At 68.9% G+C, this 14575-nt stretch carries 12 protein-coding genes; 6 read left to right on the plus strand and 6 right to left on the minus strand.

Annotation, left to right across the window (positions count from 1 at the left end; genetic code table 11):
• Positions 1–24 precede the first annotated feature (24 nt).
• On the minus strand, positions 25–906 hold the full coding sequence (locus tag JL101_RS32935) for a LysR family transcriptional regulator (RefSeq protein ID WP_203100817.1): 882 nt from the start codon (positions 904–906) through the stop codon (positions 25–27).
• Positions 907–1021: 115 nt separating this feature from the next.
• Between JL101_RS32935 and JL101_RS32940 the strand changes: the two genes are divergently transcribed.
• From JL101_RS32940 to JL101_RS32950, 3 genes are all read left to right on the plus strand, one after another.
• The gene (locus tag JL101_RS32940; RefSeq protein WP_203100658.1) at positions 1022–2215 is read left to right on the plus strand and encodes an MFS transporter; all 1194 of its coding nucleotides are present in this window, start codon (positions 1022–1024) and stop codon (positions 2213–2215) included.
• A 120-nt stretch (positions 2216–2335) separates the two neighbouring features.
• A complete protein-coding gene (locus tag JL101_RS32945) occupies positions 2336–2797 on the plus strand; it encodes an RT0821/Lpp0805 family surface protein (RefSeq protein ID WP_203100660.1) in 462 nt (153 codons plus the stop codon).
• A 119-nt stretch (positions 2798–2916) separates the two neighbouring features.
• Positions 2917–3363, plus strand: coding sequence for a methylglyoxal synthase (locus tag JL101_RS32950; protein ID WP_228435606.1), 447 nt, complete (start codon positions 2917–2919; stop codon positions 3361–3363).
• A 21-nt stretch (positions 3364–3384) separates the two neighbouring features.
• On the opposite strand, the gene JL101_RS37065 is transcribed toward JL101_RS32950, so the two are convergent.
• The 5 genes from JL101_RS37065 to araD form a co-directional block, all read right to left on the minus strand.
• On the minus strand, positions 3385–6093 hold the full coding sequence (locus JL101_RS37065; protein WP_203100662.1) for a PAS domain S-box protein: 2709 nt from the start codon (positions 6091–6093) through the stop codon (positions 3385–3387).
• Between the two features lie 355 nt (positions 6094–6448).
• Positions 6449–7282: a DUF72 domain-containing protein gene (locus JL101_RS32965; RefSeq protein ID WP_203100665.1), complete on the minus strand. Its 834-nt coding sequence runs from the start codon at positions 7280–7282 to the stop codon at positions 6449–6451.
• A 236-nt stretch (positions 7283–7518) separates the two neighbouring features.
• Positions 7519–8238 carry a ribonuclease activity regulator RraA gene (locus JL101_RS32970; protein ID WP_203100667.1) on the minus strand — a complete coding sequence of 240 codons (720 nt, stop codon included), beginning with the start codon at positions 8236–8238 and terminating at the stop codon, positions 7519–7521.
• 85 nt (positions 8239–8323) lie between these two features.
• Positions 8324–9094 carry an aldolase/citrate lyase family protein gene (locus JL101_RS32975; protein ID WP_203100669.1) on the minus strand — a complete coding sequence of 257 codons (771 nt, stop codon included), beginning with the start codon at positions 9092–9094 and terminating at the stop codon, positions 8324–8326.
• A 65-nt stretch (positions 9095–9159) separates the two neighbouring features.
• Positions 9160–10893, minus strand: a complete 1734-nt coding sequence (gene araD, locus JL101_RS32980) for an L-arabinonate dehydratase (RefSeq protein WP_203100671.1) — start codon at positions 10891–10893, stop codon at positions 9160–9162.
• Positions 10894–11100: 207 nt separating this feature from the next.
• Here araD and JL101_RS32985 point away from each other — a divergent pair, with 207 nt between their 5' ends.
• The 3 genes from JL101_RS32985 to JL101_RS32995 all read left to right on the plus strand — a co-directional run bounded on the left by JL101_RS32985 (position 11101) and on the right by JL101_RS32995 (position 14567).
• Positions 11101–12183: a LacI family DNA-binding transcriptional regulator gene (locus JL101_RS32985; protein WP_203100673.1), complete on the plus strand. Its 1083-nt coding sequence runs from the start codon at positions 11101–11103 to the stop codon at positions 12181–12183.
• Positions 12184–12564: 381 nt separating this feature from the next.
• On the plus strand, positions 12565–13491 hold the full coding sequence (locus JL101_RS32990; RefSeq protein WP_203100675.1) for a calcium-binding protein: 927 nt from the start codon (positions 12565–12567) through the stop codon (positions 13489–13491).
• Between the two features lie 323 nt (positions 13492–13814).
• Positions 13815–14567 (plus strand): FadR/GntR family transcriptional regulator, encoded by a 753-nt coding sequence (locus JL101_RS32995; protein ID WP_203100677.1) that lies wholly within the window; start codon positions 13815–13817, stop codon positions 14565–14567.
• Positions 14568–14575 lie beyond the last annotated feature (8 nt).

A 14575-nucleotide genomic window follows, 5' to 3' on the forward strand; every position in this document is an offset into this window, starting at 1 on the left:
CCCGCGGGGGCCGCCCCTGCCGTTTCACGGTGCCCGGCGGAGCGCTTCGGCGAGCGCCGCCGTGAACAGGCGGACCTTGGGCGGCACGAACCTGGAAGAGGGATGAACCGCCCAGATCGCCAGCGGCTCAGGCTCGCCATCGGTGAGCCTGAGCGGGACGATCTGGCCGCGGGCGACCTCCTCCCGCACGTCCCAGTCGGACAGGATCGCGATGCCGAGGCCGGCGAGGCAGATCTCGCGCAGACCTTCTATGGAATTCGCGGAGAAACGTGCCTGGACCCGGACACGATTGCCCCGGGCCCCGCCGGCGAGCGGCCAGTGCGTGGCGCCGGAAAAACCGAGGCACTGGTGCCGGACGAGGTCCGCAACGGCGCCGGGCGTGCCGTGCTCCTCCAGGTAGGACGGCGTCGCGTACAGGTGGCGCGGGTTGTTGGCCAGGCGCCGCGCTATCAGGCTGCTGTCCTTCAGCGGCGCTATGCGGATGGCGAGGTCGACGCCCTGGGCCACCATGTCGACGAGGGCGTCGGTGAGCAGCAGGTCCACGGAGACCTGCGGGTTCGCCTTCAGGAAACCCGCGATCACCGGCGCCACCACCTTTCGCCCGAAAGCCGCCGACGCGGTCAGGCGCAGCAGTCCCGAGGCGCCGGCCGCGGCAGGGCGAACGCTGGCGCGCGCCGCGGCCTCGTTCTCCAGCATCGCCTGCGCGAAAGGCAGCAGCCCTTCGCCCTCCGGGGTCAGCGCCAGCGCGCGCGTGGTCCGGTGCATCAGGCGCGCGCCGACCTCCGCCTCCAGCGCCGCGAGCCGCCGCGTCGCCATCAGCGGGGAGATGCCGAGCCGGCGCGCGGCGGCGGCCAGGCTTCCGGCGTTCGCGGCTTCGACCAGGACGGCCACGGCGGCAAGGTCCATCGGGCGAGGGTTCATTGCATCGCTTTCTGAAGCACAGGCACATCATCCTGCCCGACTGATGCGGATCATGAAAGGGGATTAGGGTGCATCCATCGCACGGAACGAGGATCCCCCCATGAACCTGACCGACACGATGCCCTCCCGCGCCGCGGCGACGCCGCCGCTCGGCCGTGGCCTGACCTTCGCCATGGCCGCCGCCGCGGGCGTGGCCGTCGCCAACATCTATTACAATCAGCCCATGCTGGGCCTGATCGAGCGCGACCTGCCCGGCCCGCTGACCGGGATGATCCCGACCGCGACGCAGCTGGGATATGCCGCCGGTCTCGTCCTGCTGGTGCCGCTGGGCGACCTGATGGAGCGGCGCCGGCTGATCGTGGCGCAGTTCCTGATGCTGGCGGCGGCCCTGGCGATGATCGCGCTGGCGGACGGCGCCGCCCTCGTGATCGCCGCGTCCCTGCTGGTCGGCATCTCCGCGACCGTCGCGCAGCAGGTCGTGCCCTTCGCCGCGCACCTTGCGGCCCCGGAGCGGCGCGGCGCGGTCCTCGGCACCGTGATGTCGGGACTGCTCGCCGGCATCCTGCTCAGCCGCACGGTGGCGGGATTCGTGGCGACCCATGCCGGCTGGCGCGAGATGTTCTGGCTCGGCGTGCCGCTGGCGCTGGGCGCCGGCGCGGTGATGGCCGTCAGCCTGCCGCGCAGCCATCCGGACGCCGGCCTGCGCTACCCGGCGCTGATGCGCTCCCTGCTCCATCTGTGGCGCGAATTCCCTGCGCTGCGCCGGGCCGCCGTCACACAGGCCCTGCTGTTCGCCGCGTTCACCGTGTTCTGGACCGTCCTGGCACTGCGCCTGGAGCAGCCGCGCTTCGGCCTGGGTGCCGACATGGCCGGCCTGTTCGGCATCGTCGGAACGGTGGGGATCCTCGCCGCGCCGGTCGCGGGGCGGATCGCGGACAGGAGCGGCCCGCACCGGATGATCGCGCTGGGAGCGGTGCTGACGCTGGCCTCCTGGCTGCTGTTCGGCCTCTGGACCTCGATCCCCGGCCTGGTGGTGGGCGTGATCCTGCTGGATTTCGCGGTGCAGGCGGCACTCGTCTCGAACCAGCACGTCGTCTACGCGCTGCGGCCGGAAGCGCGCGCCCGGCTGAACACCCTCTTCATGGGCATGATGTTCCTCGGCGGCGCGATCGGTTCCGGCGCCGCCACCCTGTCCTGGACCCTGGGCGGCTGGAACGCCGTGTCGGGGCTGGGCGCCCTGCTGGCGGCAGCCGCCACCTTCCTCCAGCGGTCCGGGCTGCGCCGGGGCCGGTAAGTGCCGCGAACGACAGAAAAGTCGGCCTGAAGGCCGCTCTTTCGGAGAATCCTGCCGACCGGACGACTCCAATTGGCGGTTCGGCTGTTGAAGCCCCGACAAACAGCTTCGGGGTCAATCATGCGAAAAATCTTCCTGGCAGCCGCCCTGTCGGCGTCCCTGGTCTCGGTCACGGCGTGCGACAGCTCCACCCTCGGGACCCTGGGCGGCGCCGGGGCCGGCGGCCTTCTGGGCTCGCAGATCGGCGGCGGCAAGGGCCGGCTGGCGGCGACGGCGGCCGGTACGCTCCTCGGCGCCTTCCTGGGCAACCGCGCGGTCGCCGCCCTCAGCGACAAGGATACCGACTATGCCGCCCAGGCCGAGCAGCGGGCCTACGGGGCTCCGGTCGGCCAGCAGATCCAGTGGGAGAACCCGGACAGCGGCAACTACGGCACCATCACGCCGATCCGGGAGGGCCGCAACGCCCAGACCGGCCAGTACTGCCGGGAGTTCCAGCAGACCATCTACGTCAACGGCCGGCCCGAGCAGGGTACCGGACGGGCGTGCCAGCAGCAGGACGGTTCCTGGCAGATCGTCGGCTAGCCTCCCGCGGGGCCGGACGGATCCGGGGGCGGTGATCGCCAAGGGCGCGCAACACCGCCGGGGCGGGACGGTTGACGGCTTCGCGGAACCGACGCCCCCCGTCCCCTTGAGCCGGAGATATGATGGAAGCCTCGAAACGGATCGCCCTGGTCGCCCACGACTCCATGAAGGAGGAACTCCTCGCCTGGGTCCGGCACAATGCCGGGACCCTTGAGGCCCACCGGTTCTGGTCCACCGGGACGACCGGGTCCAGGATCAAGGAAGCATGCCCCGAGCTCCAGGTAACCGCCCTGAAGTCCGGCCCGCTCGGCGGGGACCAGCAGGTCGGCGCCATGATCGCCGACGGCGGCCTCGACATCCTGCTGTTCTTCACCGACGCCCTGTCGCCCCACCCGCACGACGCCGACGTCCAGGCGCTGACGCGCCTGTCCACCCTCTACAACGTCGCCCTGGCGACCAACCGGACGACGGCCGATTTCCTGATCACCTCACCCTTCTTCGGAAAGCCTTTCCAGCCCACCGGCGGCGGGGACGGGGAGCCCGCCCATCCGGACGCGCGGGGCTGAGGCCCCGGGATTTCGGGCCGGTCATGCCGGCCGGCCGTCGCAGGGTCCGGGGGCCGGCGCCGGAATCTTGCGCCCCCTGATCGCCGCCTCCAGCGCCGCGGCGAGGCTGGCCATCCTGTAGGGCTTCGCGATGACCTGGATGCCTTCCGCGATGGCGTCGGCGGCCGATGCCTCGTAGCCGGTCGTGAGGAGCACGGGAAGGTCCGGCCGGCGGAGCCTGAGTTCCCGCGCGAGGGCGACTCCGCTCATGCCGCCGGGCATCATGACGTCGGAGAACACGGCGTCGACCGTGCGGCCGTCCGCCAGGGCGCCGAGGGCAGCCGCGGCGCTCGCGACCCGGGTCACCTCGTAGCCCAGCGAAGTCAGCATCTCCTCGGCCAGGGCGGCGACCTCGTCGCCGTCCTCCACCAGCAGCACGTGGCCCAGCGCCGTGTCTTCCCGCAGCTCATCGGCATCGAGGACATTGCGGGCGGGCCTGCTCGGCGCCTTCGCCGACCGGGGCAGCAGAACCGTCACCGTCGTGCCCCGGCCGGGAGCGGTGTCGATGTCGACCCGGCCGCCCGAGGCCTGGGCGAAGCCGAACACCTGGGCCAAGCCAAGGCCCGACCCTTTGCCGACCTCCTTGGTCGTGAAGAACGGCTCGAACACGCGGGCCGCGACATCGGGCGTCATCCCGGTGCCGTCGTCGGTGACGCTCAGCCGGACGAAGTCGCCCCGCAGGTCGCCGTTCTCCAGCCCCGGGGCGTTCCGGGCCGCGAGGGTGATCGTCCCGCCGCCCGGCATGGCGTCGCGGGCGTTGACGCAGAGGTTCAGCACGACGAGCTCGAGTTCGCCCGGATCCGCCTCGACCGGCCACAGTCCGGGCGGGAAACGGGTCTGGATCTGGATGTCGCCCCGCAGCGAGCGGTCGAGCAGTTCACGCATGCCGCCAATCTGCCCCGCGAGGTCGACCGGCTCGGACCGGAGCGGCTGGCGCCGGGAGAACGCCAGCAGCTGGCGGGTCAGGGAGGCGCCGCGCTCGACGGCCTGGTGCATGCCGTCGAGTAGCCGCTGGCGGCGGGCCGGCTCCATCCTGCGGTCGAGCATGCCGAGCCCGCCCGAGAGGACCTGGAGCAGGTTGTTGAAGTCGTGGGCGACGCCGCCGGTGAGCTGGCCGATGGCTTCCATCTTCTGCGCCTGGCGCAACTGCTCGGAGGCGCGCTTTTGCTCGGTGACGTCGCGCCCCTCCGCGATCAGGTGGTAGAGCCGGCCGGCGCCGTCGTGAACCGGCTTGACCGAGAAGTCGATGATCGCGCGCACCTCGCCCGCGCCGCGCATCTCATGCTCCCCGCGCACCACGTCGCCGGCTGCGGCGCGCCGGACCGCGTCCCGGACCGCCGCCTGGAGTGCCGGATTGCCGCGCATCGGCGCGGCGAGCCAGAAGGGCCGTCCGACGATGTCCTCCGGTCCGATCCTGCTCCAGGCCATGGCGGTCCGATTCACCTCCTCGACCATCCCGTCCGGCGTGAGCAGCGCCATGAACTGGAAGGCGGAGTCGAAGATCGTGCGGAAGCGCCGTTCGCTTTCGGCCAGCGCCTCGGTGCGTTCGGCCACCCGCAGCTCCAACTCGTCGCGGGCCGATTTCGCGTCGGTGATGTCCACGCTGCAGCCGGTGTAGCCGAGGAACTCGCCATGGTCGTCGAAACGGGCGACGCCCTCGCAGCGCAGCCAGCGGACCTGCCCCTGGCGGTCCACGACGCGGGTCTCGTGCCGGAACGGCCCCCGGGTCCGGAAGGCCGCGGCGAAGGCGCCGGTGTGCGCCTCCAGGTCCTCCGGCAGGACGACCGCGGTCCAGCCGTCGCCGAGCATGTCGGCGGCCGGCCGGCCGAACATGTAATCGTAGTGCATGTTGGCGAAGGTGAGGTTCCCCTCGACATCCGTCATCCAGATCAGGGCGGGCGCCGAATCCGCCATGTGCCGGAAGCGCGCCTCGCTTTCGCGCAGCGCCGCCTCGACCCGCCGGCGGTCGGTCAGGTCGATCGAGACCGCGATCACGGACGTCAGCCGTCCCGCGTCGTCGCGGATCGCGCTGACGCTGTTGTTGGCCCACACGCTGGAGCCGTCCGGCCGCACATAGCGCTTCTCGATCTCGAAGGCCCCGCCGCCGTCCACCAGATGCTGGAAAAGGACGGCGTTGCGCGGCAGGTCGTCGGGGTGCGTGATATCATGCATGCGCAGGCCGAACAATTCGCCGCGCGGGCGACCGACGGCCTGGCAGTAGCGGTCGTTGACGGCGAGAAAACGGCCGTCGGGCGCGCAGATCGCGAGGCCGGCGGCCGCCTGTTCGAAGAAGGCCAGGAATTGCCGGTCGCGCGCCCTCAGCTCCGCCTCCATGCGGCGGTGCTCGGTGACGTCGCGGCAGATCGCGGATACGCCGACGATCGAGCCGTCGCCGGCCTGCATCGGCGCTAGCGTCACCGTCGCGTCGACGTGACGGCCGTCCTCGCGCCGGCCGGACAGCTCGAAGCTTATGGTCTCGCCCCGCGCCGCCTGGCCGAAGCGCCGCCGGGATTCGCCGGCGTCGTCCGGCATGAGGAACCCGGCCGACCGTCCGACCGCCTCTTCCGCCGTGCAGGCGAAGATCCGCTCCGCGCCGGGGTTCCAGGTCAGGATGGTGCCGTCCAGGGCGAAACTGATGATCCCGTCGGGGGACGAGGCGACCACGGCGGCCAGATGCGCGTTGGCGACCATTACGCGGCGGTCCTCCGGTCCCGCAGCCGCTTCCGGGGAGCCGGCTTTGCTCCGATCCTCAGGACCATGTCATCATCCAGGTATTCGCTTTTACAGTCATTAAGGGAAAGCATAGATGAAGGAATAAGCAGCGATGTGCCGTCTCTGCCGGCATCGATACTGTCCATCGTCATTGCCCCCGCAGCGCTCAATATAGCATCGACATTGCCAAGCACGTCAGAGCGTATTTCGGGTGGGGGTCATGCTACTTTGCGCCTTGCGACTGTGCTGAGCGGTGTTCGGCCGATTACCCGAGGGCATCAGACTTTGGTCTGGCGAGCCGGCAATTCAAGGCTCGGGAATGATCGCCGGCTTTTCAGGCGGGCGACGCGGTCCCGGCGAATCGCCCGGCCAGCGACAGGGCATCGAAGGGGGCGTGCACGCGGGCGTCGTTGTCGAAGTAGACGAAGGCGGCTCGGGCGCCCCCGGCGTTCCAGCCGCGGATCCGGCCGGCCCACCCGTCGAGGGCCGCTTCCGAATAGCCGCTGGCGTACAGCTCTTCCGCGCCATGCAGCCGGGCATAGGCGAAGTCGGCGGTAAGCATGTCGAAGCGGGGCCAGCCCGGCGCATCGGAACTGACGAGGGCCACCCGCCTCTCGCGGAGCAGGTCGAGGAAATCCGGCGTCTGGAAGCTCGGGTGCCGGACTTCGAGCGCGTGCCGCAAGGTTCCCGGCGCGACCGCTTCGGTCCACGACCTCCCCTCGACGATGCCGGTGCAGCCCCGGGCGAGCCGGGCGGCGCCTTCCATGTCGGCGGGCAGGCGGTCGAGGAAGCGGGCCAGCCGGTCGCGGTCGAAGCGGGTCCGTTCCGGCAGCTGCCACAGGAACGGGCCGAGTTTCCGGCCCAGCAGCAGCACGCCGGAGGCGAGGAAGTTGGCGAGGGCCGTCTCGACGTCGCCCAACTGTTTCCGGTGCGTGATGAAGCGGCTGCCCTTGACCGCGAAGACGAAACCTTCCGGCGTTCCGGCATGCCAGCGCCGGAAGGTTTCGGGGCTCTGAAGCCGGTAGAAGGTGGCGTTGATCTCGACCGAATTGAACAGGCGCCCGATATGCTCCAGCTCCAGCCGCTGATTCAGGCCCTGCGGATAGAAGACGCCGCGCCAAGTCGGATAGGTCCAGCCCGAGGTTCCGATGCGGATGGAATTCGACATGTTCTCCGGACTTCCCACGCGCTGCCCCCGGAATGCGGTCCGCTGCAAGCCGGCCACGCCGGGCCGGTGCCGCAGGCTGACCGGCCGACAGCGTACCGGCGCGCTGGACCGCGCCGGCCCGCGCGCGCCCATTCAGGAGATCACCGACGAGGACCGGCACCGCGGGATCGGTGTCTGTTTCCTCAACGTGGTTCTCTCCCCCGGGGCTGCCGGCAGCCCCGGGGAAGGCGTCCTGGTCAGCGGCCGTTGGCCTTCCGCCAAGCGGCGTACTGCGATCGGGTCTCCTCCTCGGTGGCAGGGTAGAGGCCGAGGATCGAGCGTCCCGCCATGACCTGGTCGGTGACGAAATCCTCGAACGCCGTCATCTCCACGGCCTCATCGGCGATCTCGTCGGCCATGCCGGCCGGGATCACGATCACGCCTTCGGCATCGCCGACGATCACGTCGCGGGGAAAGACCGGCGCGTCGCCGCAGCCGATCGGCACGTCGATGTCGATCGCCTGGTGCAAGGTCAGGTTGGTCGGGGCCGACGGGCGCTTGTGATAGGCCGGAAAGTCGAGCGCCGCGATATCCGGCGAGTCCCGGAAGCCGCCGTCGGTGACGATGCCGGCGACGCCGCGCTTCATCAGCCGGGAGACCAGGATCGACCCGGCGGACGCCGCCCGGGGATCCTTGCGGCTGTCGATCACCAGGACGGCGCCTTCCGGGCACTCCTCCACCGCCTTGCGCTGGGGATGTCCGCGGTCCTGGAACACGCTGATCGGGTTGATGTCCTCGCGGGCGGGAATGTAGCGGAGCGTGTAGGCCTCGCCCACCATCGGGGCGTTGGCGGGATTGAGCGGCCGGACGTCCTGGATAACCTGGTTGCGCAGCCCCCGCTTGAACAGGGCGGTGGCCAGGGTCGCGGTGCTGACGGTCTTCAGCTTCTCGCGCGTTTCCGGCTTGAGGGTGGTCATATCGAAGGTCCCCGGTTCCACGGAATTGGCTTTCCCTCCCCGGCGGGACCGCCGCGGGGGAGGGGGCTAGGGTCGCCCGCCGGGCTCAGGCGGGATTCCTGAACCGGGCGGCGAGCTGTTCGGAGGTGCGGGCCAGCAGGCCCACGTCGGAGCCGACCGCCGTGAACAGGCAGCCGCGCTCGATGAAGCGGCGGGCCAGGGCCTCGTCGCCGGTCAGGATCCCGGGAGCCTTGCCGCACGCCCTGATCCGGTCGATCGCGTCCTCGATGGCCGCGGTCACGTCGGGATGGCCGGGCTGGCCCAGGTAGCCCATGTCCGAGGACAGGTCGCCGGGGCCGATGAACACGCCGTCGACTCCCGGAACGGCGGCGATCTCCTCCAGGTGGCCCAGGGCTTCGCGGGTCTCGACCTGCACCAGCACGCAGGTCTCCTCCGCCGCCCGGGCATAGTAGTCCTTCACCCGACCGAACCGCGACGCCCGCGAGGCCGAGGCGAACCCGCGCACCCCGTCCGGCGGATAGCGGGTCGAGGCGACCGCCTGCCGGGCCTCCTCGGCGTTCTGGACATAGGGGATCAGGAAGGTCTGCACCCCGGCGTCCAGGTAACGCTTGATCGTCACCATGTCGTTCCACGGCGGACGGACGATCGGGTGCGCCGTTCCGCCCACCGCCGCCTGGAGCTGGCTATAGACCATGGGCAGGTCGTTGGGCGCGTGCTCCGTGTCGATCAGCAGCCAGTCGAACCCCGACCCGGCCAGGATCTCGACCGAGATGTGGCTGGACAGGCTCGACCACAGGCCGATCTGCTGCCGGCCTTCCTTGATCGCCTTCTTGAAACTGTTGATGGGCATGTCCATGGCGTTTCCTCGTCGCGTTATTGCTTGATGGTGCCGTTGCTTCACGGCTCCGGCAGGTGGACCGGTCAGTGGATCTCCGGCTCTCCCGCGGGGGCCGTGGAGGCTCCGGTCTCCAGGAACTTGAAGTCGCAGCCTTCGTCGGCCTGGCTGACGAACTGCGAGAACATCGCGCCGTAGCCGCGCTCGAACCGCGGTGCGGGAGCCTTCCACGCCGCGCGCCGGCGGGCAAGCTCGTCCTCGCCGACCCGCAGCTCCAGCCGGCGGGCGGGAATGTCCAGCTCGATCACGTCGCCGTCCCGGACCAGGGCCAGCGGGCCGCCCACGAAGGATTCGGGCGCCACGTGCAGCACGCAGGCGCCGTAGCTGGTGCCGCTCATGCGGGCGTCGGAGATCCGCACCATGTCCCGCACGCCCTGCTGGAGCAGCTTCCTCGGGATCGGCAGCTGGCCCCATTCCGGCATGCCGGGCGCTCCCAGCGGGCCTGCGTTGCGCAGCACCAGCACCGAGGTCGCGTCCACCTCCAGGTCGGGATCGTCGATCCGGGCCGCCATGTCGTTGTAGTCTTCGAACACCACGGCCTTGCCGGCGTGGCGGTGCAGGTGGGGCTCGGCGGCGGGCGGCTTGATCACGGCGCCCTTGAGCGCCAAGTTGCCGCGCAGCACCGCCAGGCTGTCCGACGCGACCACCGGATTGTCGAGCGGCCGGATGACGTCGTCGTTGAAGACTTTGAAGCCCTCGATGTTGGCGCCGAGCGCCAGGCCGTTGACGGTCAGGCAGTCCCGGTGGATCAGGTCGCCCAGCCGCGCCAGCATCGCGCGCAGGCCGCCGGCATAGTAGAAGTCCTCCATCAGGTGTTTGCCCGACGGGCGGATGTCGGCCAGCAGCGGCGTCCTGCGCGCCAGCTCGTCGAACCGCTCCAGCGTCAGCTCCACCCCGGCCCGGCGGGCCATGGCGATCAGGTGGACCACGGCGTTGGTCGAGCCGCCCAGCGCCAGCACGGTGGTGACCGCGTTGTCGAAGGACTGCGGCGTGACGATGTCGGACGGCTTCAGGTCGTTCCAGACCATGTCGACGATGCGCTTGCCGGTCAGTGTCGCCATCGCGGCGTGGCGCGAGTCCGGCGCCGGGATCGACGAGGCGCCCGGCAGCGTGAACCCCAGGGCCTCGGTGGCGCCGGTCAGGGTCGAGGCGGTGCCCATGGTCATGCAGTGGCCGGCGGAGCGGGCGATACCCTGCTCGACGCCCTGCCAGTCGTCCTCGGTGATGTTGCCGGCGCGCAGTTCGGCCCAGTATTTCCAGCTGTCGCTGCCCGAGCCGAGCACCACGCCGCCCCAGTCGCCGCGCAGCATCGGGCCGGCCGGCATGAAGATGGTCGGCAGGTCCATGGAGAAGGCGCCCATCAGCAGCGCCGGCGTGGTCTTGTCGCAGCCGCCCATCAGGACGCAGCCGTCCGCCGGGTACGAGCGCAGCAGCTCCTCGGTCTCCATGGCCAGGAAGTTTCGGTAGAGCATCGTGGTCGGCTTCTGGAACGGCTCCGACAGGGACATGGCCGGCATCTCGACCGGGAAGCCCCCGGCCTGCCAGACGCCGCGCTTGACCTCCTCGACCCGCTGCTTGAAGTGGGTGTGGCAGGGGTTGATGTCGCTCCAGGTGTTGATGATGGCGATCACCGGCTTCCCGGCATAATCGGAGCGGTCGTAGCCCATCTGCGCCGTGCGCGACCGGTGGCCGAACGACCGCAGGTCCTTGACGCCGTACCAGCGATGACTGCGAAGCTCTTCGGGTTTCTTGCCAGACATTCCCTGTTTCCCCTCCCGCGCCTGCCCGCGCGCTTACCGGCAGCCGGTATGATAACGCTAACAAAGCGATGTTAGCGATAGCAGATGGCCGAGGAAAGCATTTTTTGCCGCGGTTCTGGGGCAGACGGTACCGCTTGGAAGGGGCTTCTCGCGGTGATAATGTCAGCGCTATCTACAGGACGAACATCTTGCAAGGCAGGCTTTCCCGTGGCCCGTTCCGCCCCCGCGCCGTCCCGCCGAAAAACCGCCGACGGCAAATCCGCACCGGAGCGGCCGGGCGGCCACGCCTCCAGCCGGTCGTCCGGCAGCGTGACGCTGAGCGACGTGGCCAAGCTGGCCGGCGTATCGCCGATCACGGTGTCGCGCGTGCTTAACCGGCCGGAGCTGGTGACCCAGGATACCATCGACATCGTGCGCGAGGCGATCGCGCGGACCGGCTATGTGCCCAACCTGCTCGCCGGCGGGCTGGCCTCCCGGCGCAGCCGGCTGGTCGCGGCGCTCGTCCCGACCATCGCGAGTTCGATGTTCGCCGAAACGGTGGAGTCGCTGACCGACAGGCTGGCGGAAGCGGGGTACCAGGTGCTGCTCGGCCTTTCGGGCTATCCGGCGGTCCGCGAGGACGACCTGCTGGACGCGATCCTGGGCCGCCGGCCCGACGGCATCCTGCTGACCGGCATCAAGCACTCGCCCGCGACGCGTCAACGCCTGCTTGCCGCCAGGATCCCGGTGGTGGAGATCTGGGACTACACGCCGACCCCGATCGACACGCTGGTTGGCTTTTCGCACGACGAGGCAGGGAGGGAAGTAGCCGACTATCTCCTCGCCAAGGGTCACCGGCGCTTTGCCGTCGTCAGTGCAGACGATGATCGGGCGGCTCTCCGGCAGAAGGGCTTCCTTGCGGAGCTTGCCGCCCGCGATATCACCGATGCAAGGATCTTCACTGTTCCAGCCCCCGGCACCCTCGGGACCGGCCGGGAAAGCGCGGCGAGGCTTCTGGACGGCGAAGCGCCTCCGGAGGCGGTGTTCTGCAGCTCGGATATCCTGGCCCAGGGCGTGTTGGCAGAAGCCCTTTCCCGCGGCCTTTCCATTCCCGGCGACCTTGCGGTCATGGGGTTCGGCGACCTTGATTTTGCCGCCCATACCTTTCCCGCGCTGACGACCGTGCGGATCGACAGGCGCGCCGTGGGCCGGTTGGCAGCCGAAACCATGCTGGCCAGGATAGATGGCAGGCCCGGTATCGAAACCGTGATCGACATAGGGTTCCAGGTGATCGAACGTGCCAGTGCCTGAATGGCAGGGCGGGGTCTGCGCAAGCGCCATCGTGTGGCCTTGGACGCAAGGCCCCACCCTCCGCGGCGGTGAAAACCTGGAGCAACCAACATGGTTTCATGATCGAGTTTGTTGAATCCTTGTCAAATCTGATTGTTATAACGAAGTTTAAGAAGATACTGAATTTCCTGAAATATCTGTGAATTAGTAAACCAAAATGAGGGTCGCAAAGATAAATCATATGTCCTCATGTTATAAAGCCAATAATTTAGATCGCTCTATCATTCTGCATGCTAAATTTTTGCCGTGTTCCGGAAAATGGATTCCGTTTCATGGACGGAATTTCGGGACATGGTGTGTTCGATTTGCTCCTGTTTTGGAACAATGCGGGAGGACAGAACAATGGCAGACGTGACGATCCTGGATAACAATGCCAATTTCCTGCTGGCTGGTGCAGGCGACGACACGGTCCTGGCCAAGGGTGGAAGCGACAATATTTCCGGCGGCGGTGGCCAAGACACGATTTTCGGCGGGACCGGCAATGACATTCTCAACGGTAACAACGGCGACGATGTGCTGTTCGGGGAAAGAGGTGCCGACACGCTCAGCGGCAATCTCGGTAACGACGCGCTGTTCGGAGGGGACGGCGGGGACACTCTCGACGGCGGCGCTGGTGACGACGTGCTCGTCGGCGAGGCGGGCAGCGACAATCTGAACGGGCAGGGCGGAAGGGACGTGCTGGCCGGAGGCGCCGATGCCGACAACCTGAGCGGCGGTGCGGACAGGGACGCGCTCGACGGCGGCGACGGCAACGACGTACTCCACGGCAACCAGGGCGAAGACGAACTCTCCGGCGGCGACGGCGACGATGTTCTCAACGGCAATGCCGATGACGATGTGCTCGATGGCGGAGACGGCGACGACGTGCTCAATGGAAACGCCGGCGACGACATTCTCCTCGGTCAAGGTGGATCCGACATCCTGGCCGGGGGGCCGGGCGACGATCGGTTCGTCTATTTCGATGTTACCGACTCTTCGGTGACGGATCCCGACGAGATTATCAACTTCAACGGCGCGGGCGACGATGTGATCGACCTGGCCGCCATCGATGCCAATACGCAGGTGGCCGGGGACCAAGCCTTTGCGCAGAACAGATACTCCGAAGGGGCTGGAGGCCCGCCCGTGAACTGGAACCCCCGGTCGCTCCATTTCGATACGGACGATCAGATCCTGTATGGAAACGTGGATAGCGACGACGCAGCCGAGTTCGGCATAAAGTTGCCTGGCACGATGGCCGCCGAAATCGGCTTCGGCGACTTCATCGCCTGACGTGCGGAGCAGGCGGTCGGAAACGGCCGCCTGCACCCATCGTCCTTCGGGCGGACGAAGGAGGACGTCGCCGCCTCCTTCGAAATCGCCTTCGTTTCCCTCCTCTCCAGGCGCCCGGCCAGCGGTGGCTGCCAAGCTCATCTGGTTTCTTCCTGGACGTGCCTCATTCGCCCTGCCACGCAACACCGCCGACGGCGCTGTCGCCCGATATCCCGTATGATCGATCGTGCCGGCTTGCGCTGTACTCATATGATGAGTACTAGTTGGGCAGGGCGTGGCCGGCCGCGGGCGTCGCCACGGGCAGCAGGTTCGGGAGTAGGGAAATGGCGATCGTCGCACGAGCCGGGGCACGCAAGACCCTGAGCGCCCAGGTGGTCGAGGCGCTGCGGCGCCAGATCGAGGAGGGCGACTACGCGCCGGGGGACAAGCTGCCGGCCGAGCCGGTGCTGGTCGAGCGTTTCGGATTCAGCCGGACGGTCATCCGCGAGGCCATCGCGGCGCTCCGGGCCGACGGCCTGGTCGAATCGCGCCACGGTGCCGGCGTCTTCGTGCTCGGGTCCCGGCGGGGCCTGGAAAGCCCGGAGCTGTTCACCCAGGCGACCGACAGGATCTCCGACATCATCGAGGAGCTGGAGCTCCGCATCGGCATCGAGGTCGAGGCGGCCGGCCTCGCGGCACTGCGCAGCTCCCCCGCCCAGGAGGCGGAGATCCAGTCCCAGCTCGAGATCTTCGGCGATCTGGTCGAGCGCGGCTTGCCGACCGACCAAGCCGATTTCGACTTCCACATGGCGATCGCGCGGGCGACCAACAACGGCCGGTTCAAGGCCTTCCTGGAGCATGTCGGCCGCCGGATCATCCCGCGGGTCAAGTTCCGCAGCGTCATGGGCGGGGTCGACCCGCTGCCGAGCCGGGACAGGATCCTGTTCGCGGAGCACACCGAGGTGGCGGAAGCGATCTGGGCGCGCGATCCCGAGCGCGCGCGGGAGGCGATGCGCCGCCATCTGCTGGGCGGCATCAAGCGTTACCGGGCCCTGACCCGCCCGAAGCCGTCGCCGGGCGTGCCCGATAAGGCTTGACAGGTCCC

This window comes from Skermanella rosea (assembly GCF_016806835.2).
In the GTDB taxonomy this organism is placed as follows: domain Bacteria; phylum Pseudomonadota; class Alphaproteobacteria; order Azospirillales; family Azospirillaceae; genus Skermanella; species Skermanella rosea.